The sequence below is a fragment of the Actinomycetospora straminea genome (assembly GCF_028737255.1).
GTDB lineage: Bacteria > Actinomycetota > Actinomycetes > Mycobacteriales > Pseudonocardiaceae > Actinomycetospora > Actinomycetospora straminea.
In genome coordinates, this window is record NZ_JAQZAN010000004.1 from 299,420 (window position 1) to 324,907 (window position 25,488).

Annotated in this window: 23 protein-coding genes and 1 pseudogene; 22 read left to right on the forward strand and 2 right to left on the reverse strand. The window is 75.1% G+C overall.

Annotation, left to right across the window (positions count from 1 at the left end):
- The first annotated feature begins 148 nt into the window (after positions 1–148).
- The 10 genes from PH190_RS08810 to aroB all read left to right on the forward strand — a co-directional run bounded on the left by PH190_RS08810 (position 149) and on the right by aroB (position 11,440).
- Positions 149–547 carry a DUF948 domain-containing protein gene (locus tag PH190_RS08810; RefSeq protein ID WP_274231116.1) on the forward strand — a complete coding sequence of 133 codons (399 nt, stop codon included), beginning with the start codon at positions 149–151 and terminating at the stop codon, positions 545–547.
- Positions 544–846, forward strand: coding sequence for a hypothetical protein (locus PH190_RS08815; protein WP_274231117.1), 303 nt, complete (start codon positions 544–546; stop codon positions 844–846). The genes PH190_RS08810 and PH190_RS08815 overlap by 4 nt, the downstream gene beginning before the upstream one ends.
- 65 nt (positions 847–911) lie before the next feature.
- Positions 912–3,581 carry an alanine--tRNA ligase gene (gene alaS / locus PH190_RS08820; protein WP_274231118.1) on the forward strand — a complete coding sequence of 890 codons (2,670 nt, stop codon included), beginning with the start codon at positions 912–914 and terminating at the stop codon, positions 3,579–3,581.
- Positions 3,582–3,588: 7 nt separating this feature from the next.
- Entirely contained in the window at positions 3,589–4,047 is a 459-nt protein-coding gene (gene ruvX / locus PH190_RS08825) for a Holliday junction resolvase RuvX (RefSeq protein WP_274231119.1), read from the forward strand.
- Entirely contained in the window at positions 4,044–5,654 is a 1,611-nt protein-coding gene (locus PH190_RS08830) for an endolytic transglycosylase MltG (protein ID WP_274231120.1), read from the forward strand. Before ruvX ends, PH190_RS08830 begins: the two co-directional genes overlap by 4 nt.
- The gene (locus tag PH190_RS08835; RefSeq protein ID WP_274231121.1) at positions 5,655–6,521 is read left to right on the forward strand and encodes a shikimate dehydrogenase; all 867 of its coding nucleotides are present in this window, start codon (positions 5,655–5,657) and stop codon (positions 6,519–6,521) included. It begins immediately after the preceding gene.
- A gap of 1,473 nt (positions 6,522–7,994) precedes the next feature.
- The gene (locus tag PH190_RS08840; RefSeq protein ID WP_274231122.1) at positions 7,995–8,618 is read left to right on the forward strand and encodes a prepilin peptidase; all 624 of its coding nucleotides are present in this window, start codon (positions 7,995–7,997) and stop codon (positions 8,616–8,618) included.
- Between the two features lie 26 nt (positions 8,619–8,644).
- Positions 8,645–9,841: a chorismate synthase gene (gene aroC / locus PH190_RS08845; protein ID WP_274231123.1), complete on the forward strand. Its 1,197-nt coding sequence runs from the start codon at positions 8,645–8,647 to the stop codon at positions 9,839–9,841.
- Complete coding sequence (locus PH190_RS08850; RefSeq protein ID WP_274231124.1) at positions 9,838–10,365, forward strand: shikimate kinase; 528 nt, start codon at positions 9,838–9,840, stop codon at positions 10,363–10,365. The genes aroC and PH190_RS08850 overlap by 4 nt, the downstream gene beginning before the upstream one ends.
- Complete coding sequence (gene aroB / locus PH190_RS08855) at positions 10,352–11,440, forward strand: 3-dehydroquinate synthase (RefSeq protein ID WP_274231125.1); 1,089 nt, start codon at positions 10,352–10,354, stop codon at positions 11,438–11,440. The genes PH190_RS08850 and aroB overlap by 14 nt, the downstream gene beginning before the upstream one ends.
- Positions 11,441–11,477: 37 nt before the next feature.
- On the opposite strand, the gene PH190_RS08860 is transcribed toward aroB, so the two are convergent.
- Entirely contained in the window at positions 11,478–12,563 is a 1,086-nt protein-coding gene (locus tag PH190_RS08860) for a hypothetical protein (protein WP_274231126.1), read from the reverse strand.
- Positions 12,564–12,603: 40 nt separating this feature from the next.
- On the opposite strand from PH190_RS08860, the gene PH190_RS08865 reads away from it, so the two are divergent.
- The 3 genes and pseudogenes from PH190_RS08865 to nusB form a co-directional block, all read left to right on the forward strand.
- Positions 12,604–13,740: a M24 family metallopeptidase gene (locus tag PH190_RS08865; RefSeq protein ID WP_274231127.1), complete on the forward strand. Its 1,137-nt coding sequence runs from the start codon at positions 12,604–12,606 to the stop codon at positions 13,738–13,740.
- 14 nt (positions 13,741–13,754) lie between these two features.
- A complete protein-coding gene (efp, locus tag PH190_RS08870) occupies positions 13,755–14,318 on the forward strand; it encodes an elongation factor P (protein ID WP_274231128.1) in 564 nt (187 codons plus the stop codon).
- Positions 14,319–14,768, forward strand: a pseudogene (gene nusB / locus PH190_RS08875) (transcription antitermination factor NusB); the annotation flags it as partial.
- Between the two features lie 156 nt (positions 14,769–14,924).
- Here the strand turns inward: nusB and bldD are convergent.
- The gene (gene bldD / locus PH190_RS08880) at positions 14,925–15,419 is read right to left on the reverse strand and encodes a transcriptional regulator BldD (protein WP_133830245.1); all 495 of its coding nucleotides are present in this window, start codon (positions 15,417–15,419) and stop codon (positions 14,925–14,927) included.
- A 316-nt stretch (positions 15,420–15,735) separates the two neighbouring features.
- On the opposite strand from bldD, the gene pyrR reads away from it, so the two are divergent.
- The 9 genes from pyrR to rpoZ all read left to right on the forward strand — a co-directional run bounded on the left by pyrR (position 15,736) and on the right by rpoZ (position 25,479).
- Positions 15,736–16,320: a bifunctional pyr operon transcriptional regulator/uracil phosphoribosyltransferase PyrR gene (gene pyrR, locus PH190_RS08885; protein ID WP_274231130.1), complete on the forward strand. Its 585-nt coding sequence runs from the start codon at positions 15,736–15,738 to the stop codon at positions 16,318–16,320.
- 20 nt (positions 16,321–16,340) lie between these two features.
- Positions 16,341–17,300, forward strand: a complete 960-nt coding sequence (locus tag PH190_RS08890; RefSeq protein WP_274231155.1) for an aspartate carbamoyltransferase catalytic subunit — start codon at positions 16,341–16,343, stop codon at positions 17,298–17,300.
- A complete protein-coding gene (locus PH190_RS08895) occupies positions 17,297–18,598 on the forward strand; it encodes a dihydroorotase (protein ID WP_274231131.1) in 1,302 nt (433 codons plus the stop codon). The genes PH190_RS08890 and PH190_RS08895 overlap by 4 nt, the downstream gene beginning before the upstream one ends.
- A complete protein-coding gene (gene carA, locus PH190_RS08900) occupies positions 18,591–19,700 on the forward strand; it encodes a glutamine-hydrolyzing carbamoyl-phosphate synthase small subunit (RefSeq protein ID WP_274231132.1) in 1,110 nt (369 codons plus the stop codon). Before PH190_RS08895 ends, carA begins: the two co-directional genes overlap by 8 nt.
- The gene (carB, locus tag PH190_RS08905) at positions 19,700–23,092 is read left to right on the forward strand and encodes a carbamoyl-phosphate synthase large subunit (RefSeq protein ID WP_274231133.1); all 3,393 of its coding nucleotides are present in this window, start codon (positions 19,700–19,702) and stop codon (positions 23,090–23,092) included. Before carA ends, carB begins: the two co-directional genes overlap by 1 nt.
- Complete coding sequence (gene pyrF, locus PH190_RS08910; RefSeq protein ID WP_274231134.1) at positions 23,089–23,985, forward strand: orotidine-5'-phosphate decarboxylase; 897 nt, start codon at positions 23,089–23,091, stop codon at positions 23,983–23,985. Before carB ends, pyrF begins: the two co-directional genes overlap by 4 nt.
- 199 nt (positions 23,986–24,184) lie before the next feature.
- Positions 24,185–24,502: an integration host factor, actinobacterial type gene (gene mihF / locus PH190_RS08915; RefSeq protein ID WP_133830239.1), complete on the forward strand. Its 318-nt coding sequence runs from the start codon at positions 24,185–24,187 to the stop codon at positions 24,500–24,502.
- Positions 24,503–24,517: 15 nt separating this feature from the next.
- On the forward strand, positions 24,518–25,201 hold the full coding sequence (gmk, locus tag PH190_RS08920; protein WP_274231135.1) for a guanylate kinase: 684 nt from the start codon (positions 24,518–24,520) through the stop codon (positions 25,199–25,201).
- Entirely contained in the window at positions 25,198–25,479 is a 282-nt protein-coding gene (gene rpoZ / locus PH190_RS08925; RefSeq protein WP_274199273.1) for a DNA-directed RNA polymerase subunit omega, read from the forward strand. The genes gmk and rpoZ overlap by 4 nt, the downstream gene beginning before the upstream one ends.
- Positions 25,480–25,488: the final 9 nt, after the last annotated feature.

Genomic DNA, 25,488 nt, shown 5'->3' on the forward strand with positions numbered 1-25,488 from the left:
CGCGACCCGCCGGGTGGGCGAGGGCCCCGGGCCCGCACGGTAGCCTGCCGCCACCTGCGCCAGGTGGCGTCCGCGGTACCCCTCACGGGGGGTGTGGGCGGGCGCCGGACCGGGGACCTGCCACGCACCCAGCACCGAGGAGGAGACCGTGTCGGTCGGCCAGATCGCGGCGATCATCGCGGCGGTGGCGTTCGTGATCCTGGTGGTGCTGCTCGCCATCCCGCTGCTCAAGCTCGGGCGGACGCTGGACGAGGCGACGATCGCGATCCGCAAGGCCCACGAGGGCACCGAGCCGCTGCTCTCGGACGCGAACGTCACGCTCACCTCGGTGAACACCCAGCTCGAGCGCGTCGACGGCGTCACCGCCAGCGCCCAGGCCGTCGCGGCCAACACCAAGGCGCTCACGACGCTGTTCACGGCGACGCTGGGCGGCCCGCTGGTGAAGGTGGCGGCGCTGTCCTACGGGCTGCGCAAGGCCCAGCAGGCCCGCAAGCTCAAGAACGGGCCGCCGGCGAAGAGCAAGTCGAAGCGGAGCGTGCGCGCATGAAGCGTCTCTTCTGGGTCGGCGTCGGCGTCGCGGTCGGCGTCACGGCCACCCGCAAGGTCAACGAGATGACCCAGAAGGCCACGCCGGCGGGCATCGGCACGAGCCTCGGCGAGGGTCTGCGCGAGCTCGGCGCGGGGCTCGGCGCGTTCGGCGCGGAGGTGCGCGCCGGAATGAACGAGCGTGCCGAGGAGCTGTACGCGATGGTGGAGGACACGACCGAGATCCCCGTGCGGCCCGAACCGCCGACGTCGGCCCGTCATGCGCGAGCGCCCCGGCGGGGAGCCTCGCACGCCCGCTGAGGGCCGAGGGGGACACGTCCCCGCGTTCTGCGTCCCACCCGTTTCCGCTCCAGAGCAGGACGACCGTGCAGACCCACGAAATCCGCCGACGTTTCCTCGCCCACTTCGAGAACGCCGGTCACACCCCCGTCCCCAGCGCGTCGCTGATCCTCGACGACCCCACCCTGCTGTTCGTCAACGCGGGGATGGTCCAGTTCAAGCCGTACTTCCTCGGCGACGCCCCGGCCCCGTACGCCACGGCCACGTCGATCCAGAAGTGCGTGCGCACCGGCGACATCGAGAACGTCGGCCACACCACCCGCCACAACACGTTCTTCCAGATGGCGGGCAACTTCTCCTTCGGCGACTACTTCAAGGAAGGCGCGATCCGGCACGCGTGGTCGCTGGTCACCGGGAGCCTCGACGACGGCGGCTTCGGCTTCGACCCCGAGCGCATCTGGGTCACCGTCTACGAGAACGACGACGAGGCCGAGCGCCTGTGGCAGGAGGTCGCCGGCCTGCCGATCGAGCGCATCCAGCGCCGCGACGGCCGCGACAACTACTGGGACATGGGCGTCCCGGGCCCCGGCGGGCCGTGCTCGGAGATCTACTACGACCGCGGCCCCGAGTACGGGGTCGAGGGCGGGCCGGTCGCCGACGAGGACCGCTACCTGGAGATCTGGAACCTCGTCTTCATGCAGGACGTCCGCGGCGCCGAGAGCCCCAAGTACGGGGCCGCGCCGGTGGGCGAGCTGCCGCAGAAGAACATCGACACCGGCCTCGGCGTCGAGCGCGTCGCGTTCCTGCTCCAGGGCGTCGACAACGTCTACGAGACCGACCTGCTGCGCCCGGTCATCGACCGCACCCAGGAGCTCACCGGTCGTCGCTACGGCGTGTCCGAGGCCGACGACGTGCGCTTCCGCGTCATCGCCGACCACGTGCGCACCGCCGCCATGGTCGTCGGCGACGGCGTGACGCCGGGCAACGAGGGCCGCGGCTACGTGCTGCGGCGCCTGCTGCGCCGGGTGGTCCGCAACGCCCGGATCCTCGGGTGCACCGAGCCGGTGCTCGTCGACCTCGTCGGGGTCGTCCGCGACGCGATGGGCCCGTCCTACCCCGAGCTGGTCACCGCCCACGAGCGCATCGCCGCCGTCGTGCGGGCCGAGGAGGAGACCTTCCTCGCCACGCTCGCCACGGGCTCGAAGCTCTTCGACACCGCCGTGGCCGAGACGCGCTCGGGCGGCGGCACCACGATCGCCGGCGCCAGCGCGTTCGCCCTGCACGACACCTACGGCTTCCCCATCGACCTCACCCTGGAGATGGCCGCCGAGCAGGGGCTCCAGGTCGACGAGGGCGCCTTCCGCGCGCTGATGGACGAGCAGCGGGCCCGGGCCAAGGCCGACGCCGCCGCCCGCAAGCAGGGCGGGGCCGACGCCCACGCCTACCGCGAGGTCCTCGAGCGCGCCGGCCTGACGCGGTTCCTCGGCTACGAGCTGCTGCACGCCGACGCCACGATCGTCGGGCTGATCGTCGACGGCGAGTCGGTGTACACCGCCGGCGAGGGCAGCCGCGTCGAGGTGCTGCTGGACCGCACCCCGTTCTACGCCGAGGGCGGCGGGCAGCAGGCCGACACCGGGCGCATCGTCGGCGACGGGTTCGTCGTCGAGGTCGACGACGTCCAGACGCCCGTGCCGGGCCTGGAGACCCACCGCGGCCGGGTGACCCACGGCGAGGCCGTCCGCGACGCCGCCGTGCACCCCGAGGTGGACATCGAGCGCCGGCACGCCATCTCGCGCTCGCACACCGCCACCCACCTCGTGCACGCCGGCATGCGCCGCGCGCTCGGTGACGCCGCCGCGCAGGCCGGGTCGCTCAACGCCCCGGGCCGGCTGCGGTTCGACTTCACCTCGCCCGGCGGGGCCGTGCCGGCGTCGGTGCTCTCCGACGTCGAGGACGAGGTCAACTCGGTGCTGCTCGGCGACGACGAGGTGCGACCGTACGTCACGTCGATGGACGAGGCCCGCCGGCTCGGCGCCATCGCCCTGTTCGGCGAGCGTTACGGCGACGAGGTGCGGATCGTCGACATCGGCGACTACTCCCGCGAGCTCTGCGGCGGCACCCACGTCGGCCGCACCGGGCAGCTCGGCCTGGTCAAGCTCCTCGGCGAGGGCTCGATCGGCTCGGGCGTGCGGCGCGTCGAGGCCCTCGTCGGCATCGACGCCTTCCGGTTCCTGGCCCGCGAGCACGTGCTGGTCAACCAGCTCGCCGAGCAGTTCCGGGCCCAGCCCGACGAGCTGCCCGACCGCATCGCCGGGGTGGTGGACCGGCTGCGCGCCGCCGAGAAGGAGCTCGAGACCATCCGGGCCCGCGAGGTGCTGTCCTCGGCCGGCTCGCTCGTCGACGGCGCCGAGGACGTCGGCGGCATCGCGCTCGTCGCCGCCCGCACGCCCGAGGGCGTCGGCGGCGGGGACCTGCGCTCGCTCGCCGGCGACGTCCGCGGGCGGATGCAGGGCCGGCCCGCCGTCGTGGCCCTCTTCGCCCCCGACGGGGACAAGGTGTCGTTCGTCGTCGCCACCACCGAGGGCGCCCGCGAGCGCGGCCTCGCCGCCGGCGACCTGGTCAAGGCCTTCGCCCCCGCGGTCAACGGACGGGGCGGCGGCAAGCCGGACCTGGCCCAGGGCGGCGGCAGCGGGGTCGCCGGTGTCGACGACGCCATCGCGGCCCTGCGCGCGGAGGTGGCCCGCGCTGGCGGCTGACGGATCGGTGAGCGGTCGGCGTCTCGGGGTGGACGTCGGCAGCGTGCGCGTGGGCGTCGCGCTGTCCGATCCCGGCGGAGTCCTCGCGACACCGCTCGTTACCCTCGATCACGACGGAGCCGGCACCGACCTGGACCGGCTCGTGGCGCTCGTCGACGAGCACGAGGTGGTCGAGGTGGTCGTGGGGCTTCCCCGGACGCTCGCCGGTCGCGACGGCCCGGCCGCGCAGACCGCGCGGGAGTACGCCGAGGCCCTCACGCGCCGTCTGGGCGACCGCGCGGTGCCCGTCGTGCTCTCCGACGAGCGGCTGACCACCGTGAGCGCCACCCGCACGCTCTCGGACCGGGGCGTCAAGGGCCGCAAGCAGCGTCGCGTGATCGACCAGGCCGCCGCCGTCGGCATCCTGCAGGGTCACCTCGACGCCCGTCGGGCGCACCGTGCGCCCGGCCGCCCGGAGGACTCGTGACCGGACGTCACGGCGGGCCCGGCCGACCCGGCCGGCCCGACGGCCGCGCGACCCACCCCGAGCGCCGGCTGGTGCGGATGTCGCCCGCGCCCGCCCGGCCCCGGGTCCGCCGGGTGGCCGGCCATCAGCCGCACCCGCAGCAGCATCCCCAGCAGCAGCACCAGCAGCACCCCTCGCCGCGGCCGGGCCTGCACCCCGACGCCGAGACCGACCGGTACGACGCGGCGGACTGGCGGCGGTCGTTCCCCGGCGACGACGCCGACACCGAGACCACGGCGACGGCGAGCGGCGCCGGCGGTATCGGCATCGGCGGCCCCGACCGTGCCGACCGTGCGGACCGAGCGGACCGTGCCGACCGGCGCGAGGGCGCCGAGGGCGACGCGGCCGACGCGGGATGGCTCCTGGGCGACGACGAGCCGGAGGACGACGTCGCGGAGGCGCAGCGCCGGGATCCCGAGACCGAGGCCGTGCCGGAGGACCGCCGCCCGCGGCGCCGGTGGCTGTGGCCGGCGGTGGCCGGGGTCCTCGTGCTCGCGCTGGTGGGCGGGGTGTTCTTCGCCCGCGACCTGCTGCCGCTGCTCTTCCCGCCCGACTACGAGGGGCCGGGGACGGGCCGGGTCGTCGTCGAGGTCGCCGACGGGTCGTCCACCCGCGCGATCGGTGAGGAGCTCGTCAGCGCGGGGGTGGTCGCGTCGTCGCGGGCGTTCGGCGACGCCGCCGAGGAGGACCCGAACGGGCGCGGCATCCAGCCCGGCTTCTACGAGCTGCGCCGCCAGATGTCCGCGGCCGGCGCCGTCGACGCCCTGCTCGACCCCGCCAGCCGCGTCGGGCGCCTGGAGATCCGCAGCGGCACCCAGCTCGACGACACCGTGGGTGCAGGCACCTCGACCGTGCCCGGCGTGCTGTCGGCGATCTCGCGCGCCACGTGCACCGTCGACGACGCGGGCGCGGAGCGGTGCGCGAGCGTCGACGACCTGCGCGCGGCGATGGCCGAGACCGACCCCGCCGAGCTCGGGGTGCCGACCTGGGCGCTCGAGGGCGTGCGGCGCGCCGAGCCGACCCGGCGCCTCGAGGGCCTGCTCGCCCCGGGCACCTACGACATCGCGCCGGGCACCGGGGCGCGCGAGGCGCTCACCGCCGTCGTGCAGGCATCCGCGCCGCGATTGGAGGCCGGCGGGCTGGTGGCGGACGCCGAGGCCGCGGGGGTGACCCCGTACGACGCGCTGATCGTCGCGTCGCTGGCCGAGCGCGAGGGTGTGCCCGCCGATTTCGCTAAGGTCACGCGGGTCATCGTCAACCGGCTCGCGGTGCCGATGCGCCTCCAGTTCGACTCGACGGTGAACTACCCGCTCGACCGTCAGACCCTCCTGACCAGCCCGTACGACCGCGCCCGCCCCGGCCCGTACAACACGTACCTCAACCTCGGGTTGACCCCGACCCCCATCGGCGCGGTCAGCCCCGAGGCGCTGCGGGCGGCCCTGGCACCGACGCCGGGGCCGTGGGTGTACTTCGTGAAGTGCCAGACCGACGGCATCTCGTGCTTCGCCGTCACGCCCGAGGAGCACGACGCCAACCGGCGCCTGGCCCAGGCACGCGGGGTCTACTAGGTGCGCGCGGCGGTCCTCGGCTCGCCGGTGGCCCACTCGCGCTCGCCGGTGCTGCACCGCGCGGCGTACGCGGCGCTCGGGCTCGACGGCTGGACCTACGAGGCGATCGAGTGCACCGCCGAGGACCTGCCGGCCTTCGTGCGCGGGCTCGACGCGTCGTGGGCGGGGCTGTCGGTGACGATGCCGGGCAAGCGGGCGGCGCTGGAGACGGCGACCGTCGTCTCGGCGCGCGCGTCGCGCGTCGGGGTCGCGAACACGCTCGTGCGCCGCGAGGGCGGCTGGGCGGCGGACTGCACCGACGTCGACGGCGTCGCCGGCGCCCTGCGCGCCGCCGGGGTGCGCCCGGTCCCGTCGATCGCCGCGGGGACGGCCGACGTCGTGGTGCTGGGCAGCGGGGCGACGGCGTCGGCGGCGCTGGGCGGCGTCTACGAGGTGGGCTCGGAGGCGGTCACGCTCGTCGTGCGCGACGAGGTCCGGGCCGCCGGGACGTTGGAGGTGGCCCGCGCGCACGGGTTCATGCGCCGCGCGGTGACGTGGCCCGACCTCGAGCCCGCCGACCTGTCGCGGGCCAAGGCGCTGGTCAACACCACGCCCGCCGGGAGCATCGACGCCGACCTCGCGACCTGGATCGTGGCGGCGCTCCCGGAGTGGGCGGTGGTCCTCGACGCGGTCTACCACCCCTGGCCCACGCCCCTGGCCGCCGCGGCCGCCGTGCGCGGCCTGTCGGTGGCCACGGGCCTGGACATGCTGTTGCACCAGGCCTTCGGGCAGGTCGAGCAGTTCACCGGCCTCCCGGCGCCGCGGGAGGCGATGCACGAGGCCCTCGGCGCGACGGCGGACCTGGCGCTGCTGCCGCTACCGGCCTGAGGGGCGAGGTCGGGGAGCTGCCCCGGTGCGGGCTGCCGGCGACCTATGCCCGTGATCGCGTCGAGATCGACGCACGCGGACGTGCTGGGCCGATGCCTCGGGGCGGGTGCCGGTGTATTCGTCGGGGACCTATGCCCATGATCGCGTCGAGACGGACACGCCGCGACCCGCGTCGGCGTCTGCCCGTCGTCCATGACCTGAGCCGGTGATCGCGGCGAGATCGACGAGCGAGGACGGTGCCGGTGTCTCCGCTCCGCGCGGGACCTATACCCATGATCTCGTCGAGACCGACGAACGCGGACGACGCCGGACCGACGCTCGGCAGGCGGTGCCGGTGTCGCCGCGCGGGACCTCTGTCCATGATCTCGTCGAGACCGACGGCCGAGCGCGCAGCCGCGAGCCGGTGCCGGCTCGTGCTCGCCGCTGACGAGGTCCCTCTCGACCGCCGGCGTCGTCCGCGCCGGTCCCGCGTGACGCCCCGCGTGCCGGTCGCGAGCGCTGGACTTAAGGCACGAGCCGCTGCGGGTGCCGACCCCCTCCGACCGCTCGCCCCGCTGCGCAGCTCGCGATGCCAGTCGCTGGCGCCGACCTGCTCGTCGTCGTGGGGCGACCCTTCACCGGGGGCGTGGGGCTCGCCGCCGCCCCCGCGGTCGTCGTCGCTCCCGCCGCGATCACGCTCGTCGGTCGTTTGCGACGGCACGAGGAATTGCCTGGCACAGCGGATCACCTCGACGTCGGTCTCGATGCGATCTTGGGTTGGCTCGTCCTGGTCGGGTTCCGGAGCACGCAGCGATCGGGAGGTCGAGAACCTCCGCCCGTCGGAGCGACCCGAGCCTGCGCTTGTTCAGTGCTGGCGGACGAGGCCGCTCACGGTCGGCCGTTCCGTCGGCGAGGCTCGACGTCGTTCTCGGTGCGATCTTGGGCGTAGCTCGTCCGGGGTCGGTCCCGGAGCCCATGCGGATCGGGGAGGCCGAGAACGCCCGTCGGAGCGACTCGAGCTGGCGCCGGTCAGTGCTGGCGGACGAGGCCGCTCACGGTCGGCCGTCTCGTCGGCGACGCTCGGCGTCGTTCTCGATGCGATCTTGAGCATAGCTCGTCTGTGGTCGGTCCCGGACCCACGCGCGGGTAGGCAGGTCGAGAACCTCCGCCCGTCGGAGCGACCCGAGCCGGCGCCGGTTCAGTGCTGACGGCGGACGAGGCCGCTCACGGTCGGCCGTTCCGTCGGCGACGCTCGGCGTCGTTCTCGATGCGATCTTGAGCATAGCTCGTCCGAGGTCGGTCCGGGACCCACGCAGGGGTCGTGAGGTCGAGAACGCCCGCCGGCCGGCGCGACCCGCGAGGGATCGGGACGGCGGGCCAAGCGCGCCGGAGCACCGCACGGGTGCGAAGCGCAGTTCCCATCCACCGGATGCGTCCACAGGCGAACGGAGCAGCGCGTGACCGCGCGGACGGGTCGCGCGCAGGCTCGGATCCATGACGACAGTGCTGGTGGCCGCGGTCGGCGGCGGTGGGGCGGGAGCCCTGGGCGGCGTCGGGGTCCGGGCGGCGCTGGCGGGGATGCGGCGTGGCGCGCTGGTCGCGTGGTGGCGGTGCAGCGGGGCGCTCGCGGCGCTGTGGGCGGTGGCGGCCGCCCTCGTCGGGGCCGGGGCCGTCCCCGCCGCGTGGCTCCCGTCCTGGCTGGTGCTCGGCGCGCTGGCGGTGGCCGGGAGCGCGGTCGACCTCGCCGCGCACCGCCTGCCCGACGTCCTCACTGGGCCCGCCGCCGGCGTCTCGCTCCTCGGCCTGCTCCCGCTCGGACCCGCGTCGACGGCGACGGGCGCGGCCGGCGCGCTCCTGCTCGGCGGGGCCTTCGCGGCCGTGCACCTCGCCGTCCCGGGCGCTCTCGGCGCCGGTGACGTCAAGCTCGCCCCGGCGCTCGGCGCGCCCCTCGCGGCGGCGTCGCCGACGGCCCCGGTGGTCGCGGTCGTGCTGGCCGCGGTGGGGGTCCTGGTCCTGGCGTCGGCACGCCGCGCGCACCGCGTCCCGTTCGGTCCTCCGCTGCTGCTCGCGGCCTGGGTCGTGCTCACCGTGAGCCTGACCGCCGGGTGGACACCGTGATCGCGGCGTCGTGGAACGATGGGCCCGTGTTGCGGTGGTTGACGGCAGGCGAGTCGCACGGGGCGGCGCTCACGGCGGTGCTCGAGGGCATGGTCGCGGGCGTGTCGGTGAGCTCGAAGGAGGTGTCGGCGGAGCTCGCGCGGCGGCGCCTGGGCTACGGGCGCGGCGCGCGGATGGCGTTCGAGGCCGACGAGATCGAGATCTCCGGCGGCCTGCGCCACGGTGTGACGCTCGGCAGCCCGGTGGCGATCCGGATCGCGAACTCCGAGTGGCCCAAGTGGGAGACGGTCATGTCGGCCGACCCCGTCGACCCCGGTCTGATCGAGGGGCGCGCCCGCAACGCGCCGCTGACCCGTCCTCGCCCGGGACACGCCGACCTCGCCGGCATGACCAAGTTCGCCTTCGACGAGGCCCGCCCGGTGCTCGAGCGCGCCAGCGCCCGCGAGACGGCGGCCAAGGTCGCGCTCGGTGCGGTCGCCAAGGCGTTCCTCGCCCAGGCGCTCGGGGTCGAGGTGCTCTCGCACGTGGTCAGCCTCGGCACCGCCGACGCGACGCCCGGCGCGATCCCGCTGCCGGGCGACGGCGAGCGCATCGACGCCTCGCCGGTGCGCGCGGTCGACGAGGCCTCGACCGCGGCGATGGTGGCGGAGGTCGACGCCGCCAAGGAGGACGGCGACACCCTGGGCGGCGTGGTCGAGGTCGTCGCCCACGGCCTGCCTGTGGGGCTCGGCTCCTACGTCCAGGCCGACCGGCGCCTCGACGCCCGCCTGGCCGGCGCCCTCATGGGCATCCAGGCGATGAAGGGCGTCGAGATCGGCGACGGGTTCACCACCGCCCGCCGCCGGGGCTCGCAGGCCCACGACGAGATGCACCTCGCCGCGCCCGGCATCAGCCGCGCCTCCAACCGCGCCGGCGGCATCGAGGGCGGCATGACCAACGGCGAGCCGCTGCGCGCCCGCGTGGCCATGAAGCCGATCTCGACCGTGCCCCGCGCGCTGGCCACGGTCGACACCGCCACCGGCGAGGCCGCCACCGCCCACCACCAGCGTTCCGACGTGTGCGCGGTGCCCGCGGCCGGGGTCGTCGCCGAGGCCCTGGTCGCGCTCGTGCTCGCCGACGCCGCCCTGGAGAAGTTCGGCGGCGACTCGCTGCGCGAGACCACCCGGAACCTCGAGGCCTACCGAGGCGCCATCGACCCGCACCTGCTGCGGAGCGAGCCGTGAGCCCCGTCGTGGTCCTCGTCGGGCCGCCCGGTGCCGGGAAGTCGACGGTGGGGGAGCGGCTGGCGGCCCGCCTCGGCGTGCCCTTCACCGACAGCGACTCGATCATCGAGGCCCGCGAGGGCCGGGCGATCAGCGACATCTTCCTCACCGACGGCGAGCCCGCGTTCCGGGCGATGGAGCGCGAGGCGGTCGCGACCGCGCTGGTCGAGCACGACGGCGTCCTCGCCCTCGGCGGCGGCGCCCCGATGACCGAGGGCGTGCGCGCCGACCTCGAGGGCCACCCCGTGGTCTTCCTCGCGGTCGGGCTCGCCGCCGGCGTGCGCCGGGTCGGCCTGTCGACGGCGCGCCCGCTGCTCGCCGGCGTCAACCCGCGCGCCACCTTCTCGGCGCTGCTGCAGGAGCGCCTGCCGGTCTACCGTGCCGTCGCCCGCCACGAGATCGCCACCGACGACCTCGAGCCCGACGCCGTCGTCGACGCCGTGCTCGCCGCCCTCACGCCGGAGGCCGACCGTGCCCGCGGGTAGCGCCACCGAGCAGCACATCCACGTCGCGACCGCCGCCCCGTACGACGTGGTCGTCGGCCGCGGGGTGACCGGCGCGGTCGCCGAGACGCTCGCCGGCACCGCGACCGTCGTCGTCTGCCACCAGCCCGCCGTCGCCGGGACCGCCGGCGCGGTCCAGGAGGCCCTCGAGGCGCAGGGCACCCGCGTCCACCTCCTCGCCCTGCCCGAGAGCGAGGACGGCAAGGACCTCGCCACCGCCGGGCGCTGCTGGGAGGAGCTCGGGCGCCTCGGCGTCACCCGCTCCGACGCACTCGTGGCCGTCGGCGGGGGAGCGGCGACCGACCTCGTCGGCTTCGTCGCCGCGTGCTGGATGCGCGGCGTCCGCGTGGTCCACGTGCCGACGACGCTGCTGGCGATGGTCGACGCCGCGGTCGGCGGCAAGACCGGCATCAACACCGCCGCCGGCAAGAATCTGGTCGGCGCGTTCCACGAGCCCGCCGCCGTGGTGGCCGACCTCGACAGCCTCACCACCGTCATCCGCCCCGAGCTCGCCGCCGGGATGGCCGAGGTGATCAAGACGGGGTTCATCGCCGACCCCGCGATCCTCGAGCTCGTCGAGGCCGACCCGGCCGCCGCGCTGGACCCGGCCGGCGACGCGCTCGGCGAGCTCGTGGTGCGCTCCATCCGGGTCAAGGCCGACGTCGTGGCCACCGACCTGCGCGAGTCGCACCTGCGCGAGATCCTCAACTACGGGCACACCCTGGGCCACGCCGTCGAGCGCCGCGAGCGCTACCGGTGGCGCCACGGCGAGGCGGTGTCGGTGGGCCTGGTGTTCGCCGCCGAGCTGGCCCGGCGCGCCGGGCGCCTCGACGACGCCACCGCCGACCGGCACGCCGCCACCCTGCGGGCGGTCGAGCTCCCGACGACCTACCCCGCCGACGCGTTCGACGAGCTCGTCGACACCATGCGCCTGGACAAGAAGTCGCGGGGCGCGCTGCTGCGCTTCGTCGTGCTCGACGGGCTCGGCAACCCCGGCCGGCTCGAGGGCCCCGACCCGGCGGACCTCGCCGCCGCCTACGCGGCGCTGGCGAGCTGACGAGGCGGGACGCAGGCAGGACGCAGGCGCGGACGCCTCAGCTCTTCGGCCGCCGCAGCCCGAACTTGCGTCGCGGGCCCCGCTCCGTCTCGGCGGGCTCGGCCGGTTCGCCGCCGCCGCGATGGCCCCGGTCGTCCAGGTCCGAGGCGTCCACCGCGGGCTGGCTGCCGGTCGGGTCGAGCGGGCCGCCCGGGCGCGGGAACGCGGGCAGGACCGCCACCACCGGCGGCTCCATCGACTCGGGGACGTCGGCGGACCGACCCGCCGACCCCAACCCCGTCGAGCCGTGCCCCGCCGGATCCGGCCCGAACGGCGACGACACGTCGCCACCAGCCGGACGGACCGTCGACACCCGCCGCTGGCCGGCCAGGCGCGGCGCCTCCGGCATCCGCTCCCGCTCGGCGATCTCGGGACCCGCGACCTCGGGGCCCGCGACCCCGGGACCTCCGACCCCGGGACCTCCGGCCCCCGAACCCGCCACCTCGACACCCGCCGGCACCCGCTCCGGCGAGCGCCGCCGCGGCGTGCGCACACCCGCCACCGCCGGCTCGGCCGGGCGGGCGGTGGTCGGGACGACGCCCACGCGCGCCGCGGCGCGGGCGGCCGAGGGGGCGCGGGGGTCGGGCATGACGTCGGCGCGGTCGAGCGCCGCCTGGGCGGCGACGGCGTCGTCGTCGGCGTCGAGCATCGGGTCGTCGGCGCCCTCGCCGTGGCGGCGCATCGACAGCCAGCCCAGCCGGGACCCGACGAACACCGCGGCGAGGATCAGCAGCGCGGTGAACGACGCCCGCCCGACGAGCGCCGACTGGAGGTCGGCCACGCCGGTGTCGTCGACGAACAGGGCGAGCAGGATCCAGCTCAGCAGTCCGGCACTCGGCGCCGTGGCCAGCGCGGCGAAGAACCAGGTCCACTCCGGCGGTCGCCGGTCGAGCACGATCTCCGCGCCCACCCAAGCGATCACGATCGCCGCGACGACCAGGAGCAACAGGACGCTCCAGAGCCGCAGCATGTCGGGTGACCAGGACCGCAGGGCCACGAACGCCGCCTGCGCGACGCCGAACACGGGGGTCAGCACGAGCGCGCGCAGAGCCCAGGGACGCAACCGGACCGAGGCGGGGAGCACACGGACACCGTACGACCCGCCCTCTTCTACGCTGACGGGTGTGGAGCCCACCCGTCCGGAGCGCGCGCCCGGCGGGCACGCGCGGCGCCGTGACGCGCTGCGCCGGCTCCTGCGCGAGGCCGGTCTGGACGCGCTGCTCGTCACCGATCTGGTCAACGTCCGCTACCTGACCGGCTTCACCGGCTCGAACGCGGCGCTGCTGGTCCACGCCGACGACGAGGCCGACCGCGGCGAGGACCGCACGGTGCTCGCCACCGACGGCCGCTACACCACCCAGGCCGCCGCCCAGACCCCCGACCTCCCGGTCCTCGTCGAGCGGGCGTGCGCCCCGGCCCTGCTGCGCCGCGGCGAGGGCAGGGCCGGCACCGTCGGCTTCGACAGCGCCCACGTCACCGTCGACGGGCACGCCGACCTGCTCACGGTGCTGGAGCACGGCGAGCTGCGGCGTGCGCCGGGCCTCGTCGAGACCCTGCGAGCGGTCAAGGACGCCGGCGAGGTCGACGCGCTGCGCCAGGCGTGCGCGGCCGCGGACGTCGCGCTGGTCGGGATGATCACGGCCGGCGGCCTGGCCCCCGGGCGCACCGAGCGCGAGGTGGCCCGCGACCTCGAGGAGCGCATGCGCGAGGCCGGCGCGGAGGGGCCCTCGTTCGACTCGATCGTCGCGGCCGGCGCCCACGCCGCGATCCCGCACCACCGCCCCACCGACGCGCCGCTGGCCGACGGCGACCTGCTGACCATGGACTTCGGCGCGCTCGTCGACGGCTACCACTCCGACATGACCCGCACGGTCCTCATCGGCGCCCCCGAGGACTGGCAGCGCGACCTCCACGCCCTCGTCGCCGAGGCGGCCGCGGCCGGGCGCGCGGCGCTGGCCCCGGGCGTCGCCACCCGCGACGTCGACGCCGCGGCGCGCGACGTCATCACCGCGGCGGGGTTCGGCGAGCACTTCGTGCACGGTCTCGGCCACGGCGTCGGGCTCGTCATCCACGAGGCTCCGGCGGTGTCCGCGACCGCGACCGCTACCCTGGAGACGGGCATGACGGTCACCGTCGAGCCGGGGGTGTACCTGGCCGGGCGGGGCGGGGTCCGGATCGAGGACACGCTCGTCGTCACCGACGACGGTGCCGTGCCCCTCACGCAGAGCCCCCGGGATCTCGAGTTCCGGGACGACCCGTAGGAGAGAGCGCTCCCGTGGCGACGACGAACGACCTGAAGAACGGCCTCGTGCTGCGGATCGACGGCAACCTCTGGACCGTCACCGAGTTCCAGCACGTCAAGCCCGGCAAGGGCGGGGCCTTCGTCCGCACGACGCTGAAGAACGTCATGACCGGCAAGGTCGTCGACAAGACCTTCAACGCGGGCACCAAGGTCGAGACCGCGAACGTCGACCGGCGCGACATGACCTACCTCTACCGCGACGGCGACGACTTCATCTTCATGGACGCCGCCGACTACGAGCAGGTGCCGGTGAACGCCGCGACCGTCGGCGACCAGTCCCGCTTCCTCCTGGAGAACCAGGAGGTGCAGGTGTCGTTCAACGACGGCGCGCCGCTCTACATCGAGCTCCCGGCCTCGGTCGAGCTCGAGATCACCCACACCGACCCGGGCGTGCAGGGCGACCGTTCGACCGGCGGCACGAAGCCGGCCACGGTGTCGACGGGCGCGGAGATCCAGGTCCCGCTGTTCCTCGAGACGGGCACCAAGGTCAAGGTCGACACCCGCGACGGCCGCTACCTGGGTCGCGTGAGCAGCTAGGTGACACGCAGCGGAGCCGAGCCCCGCAAGGGCTCCCGCTCGAAGGCCCGCAAGCGGGCCCTCGACATCCTCTTCGAGTCCGAGGCCCGGGGCGAGGACGCCCAGGAAGTCCTCGCCCGGCGCATCGCGGGCGCCGACGCGCCGCCGGTGTCGGACTTCGCCGCCTCGCTGGTCGAGGGCGTCGTCGCGCACCGCGACGAGATCGACGAGGTCATCGCGTCGTACTCGCGGGGCTGGACGATGGCGCGCATGCCGGCGGTCGACCGGATGATCCTGCGGATCGGGGTGTTCGAGATCCGCTGGTCGGAGGACGTGCCCGACCCGGTCGCCATCGACGAGGCCATCGACCTCGCCCGCGAGCTGTCGACCGACGACTCGCCGCGGTTCGTCAACGGGGTGCTGGCGGGGGTGTCGTCGGGGCGTCCGGGCACGGTGGCGCCGCCGAGCCCCGACCGCGTCGAGGTCCCGGCGGGCGTCGAGCTGGCGCCGGCGGACGAGCAGGCGCCCGCCGACGACGAGCCGCGCGAGGGGTGACCGGCGCGCGCGAACGGGGCGTTCGTGCGCGTAGAAGCAGCGAACAGCGCGTTCGCTGCGTCGTGGCAGCCCCTACTCGTCCATCGCCCGGGCGACGCGCGCCTCGGGCGGCAGGACACCCCAGTCCACGAGCTGGTCGGACAGCTCACCCGGGCTCATGTCGTAGATGATCGCGAGCGAGCGCAGGTCCTCGTTGCGGATCGAGAGGACCTTGCCGTTGTAGTCGCCGCGCTGGCTCTGGATCGCCGCCGCGTAGCGGGCGAGCGGCCCGGCCTTCTCGGCGGGCAGCTGCTGCAGCCGCTCGAGGTTGATGACGATCTTGGCGGCCGGCTCCGACCCGGAGGGCACGCGGCCCTCGGGCAGCAGCTCGGCCACGGGGACGCCGTAGAAGTCGGCGAGCTCGGCGAGCTTCTGCACGGTCACGGCGCGGTCGCCGCGCTCGTACGACCCGACCACGACGGCCTTCCACCGGCCGCCCGACTTCTGCTCGACGCCGTGCAGCGACAGACCCTGCTGCTGGCGGATGCCCCGGAGCTTGGACCCCAGCGCCTTCGCGTAGTCACCCATCTGGCGGACACCCCGTCCTCTCGCGTCGCCCGGCTCGCCCCGCCCGTGCACCCAGCGAAGTCGATACGGAGAGTGATGATGCGCCCCGGGTCGTCGCATGGTCAAGCCGAGGATCGGGCGGATCGTCGCCGGTGTGGCTCTCGGCACTCCGTCCGGGCACGGACCACGGCGCGTAGTGCCTCGGTCGGAGCAGGGCGACGACGAGGGTCACACGGGCGCCCGGAGATCGGCGCGTCGTCGCTGATAGTGTCGGAGACAGTCCTGACCGACATCCTTTAAGAGCCGTCCGGCGAGGCGGAGAAGGAGGGTCGCCCGCGTGCCGTCACGGCGTCGCGGCGCATCCGGGTCGGGTGGCGCGAGTGCCGAGGGTGAGCGCGAGCTCCTGTCGGCGGCCGATCTCGCGCGCACCGTGGCCCGCGTCGCCCACGAGATCATCGAACGCACCGCCCCCGATGGCGGTACCGCTCCGGTCGTCCTGCTGGGCCTGCCGACCCGCGGCACCTACCTCGCGCGCCGGCTCGCCGAGCGCATCGGCGAGATCACCGGGGCCGTGGTGCCGACCGGCACCCTCGACCCCACCCTCTACCGCGACGACCTGCGGCTGCGTCCCACCCGCGCGCTCGCGGAGACCGAGCTGCCGCCGGGCGGCATCGACGACGCGGTGGTCGTGCTCGTCGACGACGTCCTGTTCTCCGGGCGCACGGTGCGCGCGGCGCTCGACGCCCTGCGCGACCACGGCCGCCCGCGCGCGGTCCAGCTCGCGGTCCTCGTCGACCGCGGCCACCGCGAGCTGCCGATCCGCGCGGACTACGTCGGCAAGAACGTGCCGACCAACCGGTCCGAGGACGTGGCCGTGCGCCTGGTCGAGGTCGACGGCGAGGACGGGGTGAGCCTGCGATGAGCACGAGCACCGGGATCGGCCTGCGCCACCTGCTCTCCACCGAGGGGCTGCGCCGCGAGCAGGCCGAGGCCCTCCTCGACACGGCCGCGGGCATGGAGCAGGCGCTGACCGGCCGCGCGGTGCGCAAGCTGCCGACGCTGCGCGGGCGCACGGTCGTCACCCTCTTCTACGAGAACTCCACCCGCACCCGCGTGTCGTTCGAGGTCGCGGGCAAGTGGATGAGCGCCGACACGATCAACGTCAGCGCCTCCGCCAGCTCGGTCAGCAAGGGCGAGTCCCTGCGCGACACCGCCGCGACGCTCGGGGCCGCGGGCGCCGACTGCCTGATCGTGCGCCACCCCGCCTCGGGCGCGCCGCACCGCATCGCCGCCTGGCTCGACCGCGTCGGGCACTCCCACCTGGGGGGCGAGGGCCACGTCGCGGTGGTCAACGCCGGCGACGGCACCCACGAGCACCCGACCCAGGCGCTGCTCGACGCCGCGACCCTGCGCGGGCGGCTCGGGCGGATCGAGGGCGCGCACGTCGCGATCGTCGGCGACGTCCTGCACAGCCGCGTCGCGCGCTCCAACGCCCACCTGCTCGCCACCCTCGGCGCGCGGGTGACGCTGGTGTCGCCGCCGACGCTGCTGCCGGTCGGGGTCGGCGACTGGCCGGTCACGACCTCCCACGACCTCGACGCGACGATCGCGACCGGTCCCGACGCCGTGATGATGCTGCGCGTGCAGGCCGAGCGCATGCACGGCGCCTTCTTCCCCTCGGCGCGCGAGTACGCGGTGCGCTTCGGGCTCTCGCAGCAGCGCGCCGACCGGCTGCCCGACCACGCCGTCGTCCTGCACCCGGGGCCGGCGGTGCGGGGCATGGAGATCGCGAGCTCGGTCGCCGACTCGGGCCGGGCCGCCATCGCCGAGCAGGTCACCGCCGGGGTCCACGTGCGGATGGCCGTGCTCTACCACCTGCTGGCCGGAGAGGACGTGGCGTGAGCACCACGAGGATCGCGGGCGTCCGCCCCTACGGCGAGGACCCCACCGACCTGTACGTCCGCGACGGGGTCCTCGCGGAACCGGTGGACGACCCCGACGAGATCGTCGACGCCGGCGGGCTGATCGCCCTGCCCGGCCTGGTCGACCTGCACACGCACCTGCGCGAGCCCGGCGGCGAGGAGGCCGAGACCGTCGCCACCGGCTCGGCGGCCGCGGCCCTCGGCGGCTACACCGCGGTGTTCGCGATGCCCAACACCGACCCGGTGGCCGACTCGCCGGTCGTCGTCGAGCACGTGTGGCGGCGCGGGCGCGAGGTCGGGCTGGTCGACGTCCACCCGGTCGGCGCGGTCACCGTCGGGCTCGGCGGGGAGCGCCTCGCCGAGATGGGCATGATGGCGGCCTCGCCCGCCGGGGTGCGGATGTTCTCCGACGACGGGCGCTGCGTGAACGACCCGCTGGTGATGCGCCGGGCGCTCGAGTACGCCCGCGCGCTCGACGCCGTCGTCGCCCAGCACGCCGAGGACCACCGGCTCACGGTCGGCGCCCAGGCGCACGAGGGCCCGGTCGCGGCGCGCCTCGGGCTCGCGGGGTGGGACCCGACGGCCGAGGAGTCGATCGTCGCCCGCGACGTCATGCTCGCCGCGACGGCGGGCGCGCGCCTGCACGTCTGCCACCTCTCGACGGCCCGGTCGGCGGCGGTCCTGCGGTGGGCGCGCGAGCACTACGAGGTGCGCGTGTCCGCCGAGGTCACGCCCCACCACCTGCTGCTCACCGACACCGCGGTGCAGGACTACGACCCGGTGCACAAGGTCAACCCGCCGCTGCGCCCGGCGGCGGACACCGAGGCGCTGCGCCGGGCGCTCGCCGACGGCACCGTCGACTGCGTCGCCACCGACCACGCGCCGCACGCGGTGGAGGCCAAGGACTGCGAGTGGTCAGCGGCGCGGCCCGGCATGCTGGGGCTGCAGACCGCGCTGCCGGTGGTGGTGACGACGATGGTCGCCACGGGCCTGCTCGACTGGCGCGGCGTGGCGCGCGTGTGCAGCGAGGCACCGGCGCGCATCGCGGGGCTGACCGACCAGGGGCGTCCGCTGACGCCCGGGGAGCCCGCGAACCTCGCGCTCGTCGACCCGGACGCCGCGTGGACGGTGCGCGGCGCGGAGCTCGCCAGCCGGGCGGACAACACCCCGTACGAGGGGATGGAGATGCCGGTGTCCGTGGTGCACACCATGCTGCGGGGCCGGTGGACGGTGCGGGACGGCAAGGTGCAGGACGGAGAGGTGCAGGGACATGGATGAGGCCGTGCTCGTGCTGGAGGACGGCAGCGTCCACCGCGGCGAGGCCTTCGGCGCCCGCGGGCGCACGCTGGGCGAGGCGGTGTTCGCCACCGGGATGACCGGCTACCAGGAGACGCTGACCGACCCCAGCTACCACCGGCAGATCGTCGTGGCCACGGCGCCGCACATCGGCAACACCGGGTGGAACGACGAGGACGACGAGTCCGCGCGCATCCAGGTCGCCGGCTACGTCGTGCGCGACCCGGCCCGGCGCCCGTCGAACTGGCGCTCCCAGCGCGACCTGGCCGAGGAGCTCGCCCGCCAGGGCGTGGTCGGGCTCGCCGGCGTCGACACCCGGGCGATCACGCGGCGGCTGCGCGAGGCCGGCTCGATGCGCGCCGGCATCTTCTCCGGCGACGCGCTGGCCGACGCGACGTCGATGCGCGCCGAGGTGCTCGACAGCCCGGCGATGACGGGCGCGGACCTCGCGGGCGCGGTGACGACGGGCGAGGCCTACACGGTCCCGGCGGTCGGCGAGACCCGCTTCCGCGTGGCGGCGCTGGACCTCGGCATCAAGGCGAACACGCCGCGGATGCTCGCCGAGCGCGGCATCGAGACCCGCGTGCTGCCCTCGACCGCGACGATCGACGAGCTCCTCGACGGCGCGCCGGACGGGGTGTTCCTCTCCAACGGCCCGGGCGACCCGGCGACGGCGGTGCACGCCGTCGACCTCACCGCGGAGGTCCTGCGCCGCGAGGTGCCGCTGTTCGGCATCTGCTTCGGCAACCAGATCCTCTCCCGCGCCCTGGGCCTGGAGACGTACAAGATGCGCTACGGCCACCGGGGGATCAACATCCCGGTCGTCGACCACACCACCGGCACAGTCGCGATCACGAGCCAGAACCACGGCTTCGCGGTGGCGGGGGAGCCGGGCGCGCGGGTGGGCTCGCCCGCCGGCACGGTGCACCTGAGCCACTCGTGCCCGAACGACGGCACCGTCGAGGGCGTGACCTGCGAGGACGTGCCCGCGTTCAGCGTGCAGTACCACCCGGAGGCGGCGGCCGGTCCGCACGACGCCGCGGGCCTCTTCGACCGGTTCGCGGACCTGATGGGGAAGAACTGATGCCGCGCCGCGACGACATCCACCACGTCCTGGTCATCGGCTCCGGGCCGATCGTCATCGGGCAGGCCGCCGAGTTCGACTACTCGGGCACCCAGGCGTGCCGCGTGCTGCGGGAGGAGGGCCTGCGCGTCTCGCTGGTCAACTCCAACCCCGCGACGATCATGACCGACCCGGAGATCGCCGACGCCACCTACGTCGAGCCGATCACCGTCGAGCACGTCACCAAGGTCATCGAGGCCGAGCGTCCGGACGCCCTGCTCGCCACCCTCGGCGGCCAGACGGCCCTGAACACCGCGATCGCCCTGCACGACGCCGGCGTGCTCGAGCGCCACGGCGTCGAGCTGATCGGCGCGGACATCGACGCGATCCAGCGCGGCGAGGACCGGCTGAAGTTCAAGGAGATCGTCCGCTCGATCGGCGGCGACGTCCCGCGCAGCGAGGTCTGCCACTCGATGGACGAGGTGCGCGCGACCGTCGCCGAGGTCGGGCTGCCCGTCGTCATCCGGCCCAGCTTCACCATGGGCGGGCTCGGCTCCGGCCTGGCGTACACCCACGACGAGCTCGAGCGCCTGGCCGGCACGGGCCTCGCCGCGAGCCCGGTGCACGAGGTGCTCATCGAGGAGTCGGTGCTCGGCTGGAAGGAGTTCGAGCTCGAGCTCATGCGCGACGGCAAGGACAACGTCGTCGTCGTGTGCTCGATCGAGAACATCGACCCGATGGGCGTGCACACCGGCGACTCGGTGACCGTCGCGCCGGCGATGACGCTGACCGACCGCGAGTACCAGGTCATGCGCGACACCGGCATCGCCGTACTGCGCGAGGTGGGCGTCGAGACCGGCGGCTGCAACATCCAGTTCGCCATCCACCCGACCACCGGGCGCCTGGTCGTCATCGAGATGAACCCGCGCGTCTCGCGCTCGTCGGCGCTGGCGTCCAAGGCCACCGGCTTCCCGATCGCGAAGATCGCCGCGCGGCTGGCCGTCGGCTACACCCTCGACGAGATCACCAACGACATCACCGGCGAGACCCCGGCGAGCTTCGAGCCGACGCTTGACTACGTCGTGGTCAAGGTGCCGCGGTTCGCGTTCGAGAAGTTCCCGGGTGCCGACCCGACGCTGACCACGACGATGAAGTCGGTCGGCGAGGCGATGGCGCTGGGCCGCAGCTTCCCGGAGGCGCTGAACAAGGCGCTGCGCTCGGCGGAGACCGCGGCGCTGAGCTTCTGGACGACGCCGGACCCGGGCGACGAGACGGTGGACGAGGCGCTGCACCAGGCGTCGCTGCCCCGCGACGGGCGGCTCTACGCCGTCGAGCGCGCGCTGCGCCGGGGCGCGAGCGTCGCGCAGGTCAGCGAGGCCTCGGGCATCGACGCGTGGTTCGTCGAGCAGATCGAGGGCCTGGTCGCGCTGCGCGCCGAGCTCGCCGACGCCCCGGTGCTCGACGAGGCGCTGCTGCGGCGGGCCAAGCGCTCCGGGCTCTCCGACGCCCAGGTCGCCGCGGTGCGCCCCGAGCTCGCCGGCGAGCAGGGCGTGCGGGCGCTGCGACGGCGCCTGGGCGTGCGGCCGGTCTACAAGACCGTCGACACGTGCGCCGCCGAGTTCGAGGCCCGGACGCCGTACCACTACTCGGCCTACGAGTCCGACCCCGCGGCCGAGACCGAGGTCGAGCCGCAGACCGAGCGCCCCAAGGTCATCATCCTGGGCTCGGGGCCGAACCGGATCGGGCAGGGCATCGAGTTCGACTACTCCTGCGTGCACGCGGCCACGAGCCTGCGGGCGGCGGGCTTCGAGACCGTGATGCTCAACTGCAACCCCGAGACGGTCTCCACCGACTACGACACCTCCGACCGCCTGTACTTCGAGCCGCTCACCGAGGAGGACGTGCTCGAGGTCGTGCACGCCGAGCAGGAGAGCGGCCGTGGCGGGCCGGGGCTGGTCGGCGTGGTCGTGCAGCTCGGCGGGCAGACGCCGCTCAAGCTCGCGGCCGGGCTCGAGGCGGCCGGGGTGCCGGTCGTCGGGACGCCGCCCGCGGCGATCGACCTCGCCGAGTCCCGCGGTGCGTTCGGCCGCGTGCTGGCCGACGCCGACCTGCCGGCCCCGCCCTACGGCACCGCGACCAGCTTCGACGGCGCCCGCGAGATCGCGGCGACGATCGGCTACCCGGTGCTCGTGCGCCCGTCGTACGTGCTGGGCGGGCGCGGCATGGAGATCGTCTACGACGACGAGACCCTGCGCGACTACATCGCCCGCGCCACCGAGGTCACCCCCGACCACCCGGTGCTCGTCGACCGCTTCCTCGACGACGCCATCGAGATCGACGTGGACGCGCTGTGCGACGCCGAGGGCGAGGTCTACCTCGGCGGGGTCATGGAGCACATCGAGGAGGCCGGGGTGCACTCCGGCGACTCGTCGTGCGCGCTGCCGCCGATCACGCTCGGGGTCGCGGACCTCGCGACCGTGCGCGAGTCGACGGTCGCGCTGGCCCGCCGGCTCGGGGTGCGGGGCCTCATGAACGTCCAGTACGCGCTCAAGGACGACGTGCTGTTCGTGCTCGAGGCCAACCCGCGGGCGTCGCGCACCGTCCCGTTCGTCTCGAAGGCCACCGGGGTGCCGCTGGCCGGCGCCGCGTCGCGGGTGATGCTGGGCGCGACGATCGCGCAGCTGCGCGCCGAGGGCGTGCTGCCGCCGGCCGGCGACGGCACGGACCTGCCGCGCGAGCACCCCGTCGCGGTCAAGGAGGCGGTGCTGCCGTTCCACCGGTTCCGCCGCCCCGACGGCCGCGGGGTCGACTCGCTGCTCAGCCCGGAGATGAAGTCGACGGGCGAGGTCATGGGCATCGACCGGGCCTTCTCCACCGCGTTCGCGAAGGCGCAGGCCGCGGCGTCGGGACCGCTGCCCGCACGGGGCAACGTGTTCGTCTCGGTGGCCAACCGCGACAAGCGCTCGCTGATCTTCCCGGTCAAGCGCCTCGCCGACCTGGGCTTCGCGATCCTCGCGACGGCCGGCACCGCGAGCGTGCTCGAGCGCAACGGCATCGCCTGCGAGGTGGTCCGCAAGCACTTCGAGGGCTCCGACAACATCGTCGACCGCATCGCGGCCGGCGAGGTCGACCTCGTCGTCAACACCCCGGTCGGGCACGCCGGCCCACGCGTCGACGGCTACGAGATCCGCGCGGCGTGCCTGGACGTCGGCGTCCCGTGCGTCACCACCGTCCAGGGCGCCGCGGCGGCCGTGCAGGCGGTCGAGGCCGCGATGCGCGGCGAGGTCGGCGTGACGCCGCTGCAGACCTTCCACGCGCGCCTGGCGGCGGCACGGCAGGGGGCGCAGCAGGGGGCGGCGCCGGGCCCGGCCGAGCCCGAGGTGGCCGCCCCGGTGGCGGTGGGCGGCTCGTGATCGGCTTCCGCGCGCGGCTGCGCGAGGCGGTCGCGAAGCACGGGCCCCTGTGCGTCGGGATCGACCCGCACCCGGGCCTGCTCGCGGCGTGGGGCCTCGACGCCGACGCGGCCGGCGTGGAGCGGTTCGCGCGCGGCGCGGTCGAGGCGCTCGCCGGGCACGTGGCGCTGCTCAAGCCGCAGGTGGCGCTGTTCGAGGTGTTCGGCGGCGCCGGGATGCTCGCCCTCGAGCGGGTGCTCGCCGACGCCCGCGACGCCGGGGTGCTCACCGTCGCCGACGCCAAGCGCGGCGACATCGGCTCGACGATGGCGGGCTACGCCCGGGCGTGGCTCGCCGACGGCGCCCCGCTCGCGGCCGACGCCGTGACGCTCTCGCCATACCTGGGCGTGGGCGCGCTGGCGCCGGCGCTCGACCTCGCCGTCGCCACCGGCCGCGGGGTCTTCGTGCTCGCCCGCACGTCGAACCCGGAGGCGTCCGGGGTGCAGTCGGCGCAGGCGTGGGTCGCGGGGTCGGGGGGCTCGGCGCGGGGGATGCGCGAGGTGGCGCAGTCCGTCGTCGACGCGCTGGCCGACCACAACGCCGCGCACCGCGACGGCCCGGGCGACGGCGCCGCGGGCGTCGTCGTCGGGCTCACCCGCGGCACCACCGGACGCGACCACGGGCTGGACCTCTCCGCGCTGGGCGGGCCGGTGCTCGTGCCCGGCCTCGGCGCGCAGGGCGGCACGCCGGCCGACGTGGCGGCGGTGTTCGGCGGGGCGGACGCGCCGGACGGACCGGGTGGGGCGTGGGGACCGGTCGTCCCCGTCAGCGCCCGGGAGGTGCTCACCGCGGGCCCCGACCACGGAGCGCTGAGAGCTGCGGTCGGCGCGCTGAACGGGACGCTCACGGGGTAGCCACGTCGCGTGGGTGCCGATGGTCGGAGATCACGCTCCGGTGGGCGCGACCGGCGTCCGACCTGCGGACACTCCCGCCCCACGGACTGTCGGTGTCGGCCTCGCGCGGTACGTTCGCCACCACCCGTCAAGCCCATCGCCACCACGGGCCCGCCCCTGCGGGGAGCCGGACCCGTCGTCACGACCCCCGGAGGAGAACGTGGCATTACCCGAGCTGACCGAGGAGCAGCGGGCCGCGGCGCTCGAGAAGGCCGCCGCCGCTCGCCGTGCCCGGGCCGAGCTCAAGGAGCGGCTCAAGCGGGGAGGCACCAGCCTCTCGGAGGTGCTCGAGCAGGCCGACTCGGACGAGGTGCTCGGCAAGATGAAGGTCTCGGCGCTGCTCGAGGCCATGCCGGGTGTGGGCAAGGTGCGCGCCCAGCAGATCATGGAGCGCCTCGAGATCGCCCCGAGCCGCCGCCTGCGCGGTCTGGGCGAACGGCAGCGCAAGGCACTGCTCGACGAGTTCTCCGGCGAGTGAGCCGGTGACCGGTCGATGAGCGGGGACCCCGCCCACGGGCCCGGCCGGCTGATGGTGCTGGCCGGGCCGTCGGGGGTCGGGAAGAGCACGGTGGTCGCCGAGCTGCGGCGCATCCGTGCCCCCCTGTGGTTCAGCGTCTCCGCGACCACCCGGGCCGCCCGGCCCGGGGAGGTGGACGGGCGCGACTACCACTTCGTCTCGGCGGCCGAGTTCAACCGCATGATCGCCGAGGGCGAGCTGCTCGAGTGGGCGGAGATCCACGGCGGCATGCACCGCTCGGGCACGCCACGCGCCCCCGTCGACGAGCACCTCGCCGCGGGGGAGCCGGTGCTGCTCGAGCTCGACCTCGCCGGGGCGCGGGCGGTGCGCGGGCAGCGGCCGGACGCGCTGTTCGTGTTCCTCGAGCCGCCGTCGTGGGAGGTCCTGGTCGACCGGCTGATCGGCCGGGGCACCGAGGCCACCGAGGTCGTCGACCGGCGCCTGGCCACCGCGCGGGAGGAACTGGCCGCACGCAGCGAGTTCGACGTCGCCGTGGTGAACCACGACGTCGGGGAGACCGCACGCCGGTTGGTAGAGTTGAGCGTTGGTCCTCCCGTCGACGGCGCAGAACGCGGCGGCCCGAGGGCCGTCCCGACAGACTCATCACCAGCGCCGGACCGATCCGCGTCCGGCGCGACCTCTGCAGGAGCGAGCGAGTGAGCATTCCCACCGGACGGGCCGGCAGCATCCTCGAGGGGCCGGAGGGCATCACCAACCCCCCGATCGACGAGCTGCTGGAGACGGTGAGCTCCAAGTACGCGCTGGTGATCTACGCGGCCAAGCGCGCCCGCCAGATCAACGACTACTACGCCCAGCTGGGCGAGGGGCTGCTCGAGTACGTCGGCCCGCTCGTCGAGCCGGGCCCGCGCGAGAAGCCGCTGTCGGTGGCCATGCGCGAGATCCACTCCGGCCTGCTCGAGCACACCGAGGGCGAGTGACCTCCCCGA

What these genes read in the sequence shown, in the direction of transcription:
- PH190_RS08815 (WP_274231117.1), top strand. Translation starts at nt 544, where the DNA reads ATGAAGCGTCTCTTCTGGGTCGGCGTCGGCGTCGCGGTCGGCGTCACG.
- bldD (WP_133830245.1), bottom strand. Translation starts at nt 15,419, where the DNA reads ATGGGTGACTACGCGAAGGCGCTGGGGTCCAAGCTCCGGGGCATCCGC.
- carA (WP_274231132.1), top strand. Translation starts at nt 18,591, where the DNA reads ATGGATGAGGCCGTGCTCGTGCTGGAGGACGGCAGCGTCCACCGCGGC.
- PH190_RS08840 (WP_274231122.1), top strand. Translation starts at nt 7,995, where the DNA reads ATGACGACAGTGCTGGTGGCCGCGGTCGGCGGCGGTGGGGCGGGAGCC.
- gmk (WP_274231135.1), top strand. Translation starts at nt 24,518, where the DNA reads ATGAGCGGGGACCCCGCCCACGGGCCCGGCCGGCTGATGGTGCTGGCC.
- carB (WP_274231133.1), top strand. Translation starts at nt 19,700, where the DNA reads ATGCCGCGCCGCGACGACATCCACCACGTCCTGGTCATCGGCTCCGGG.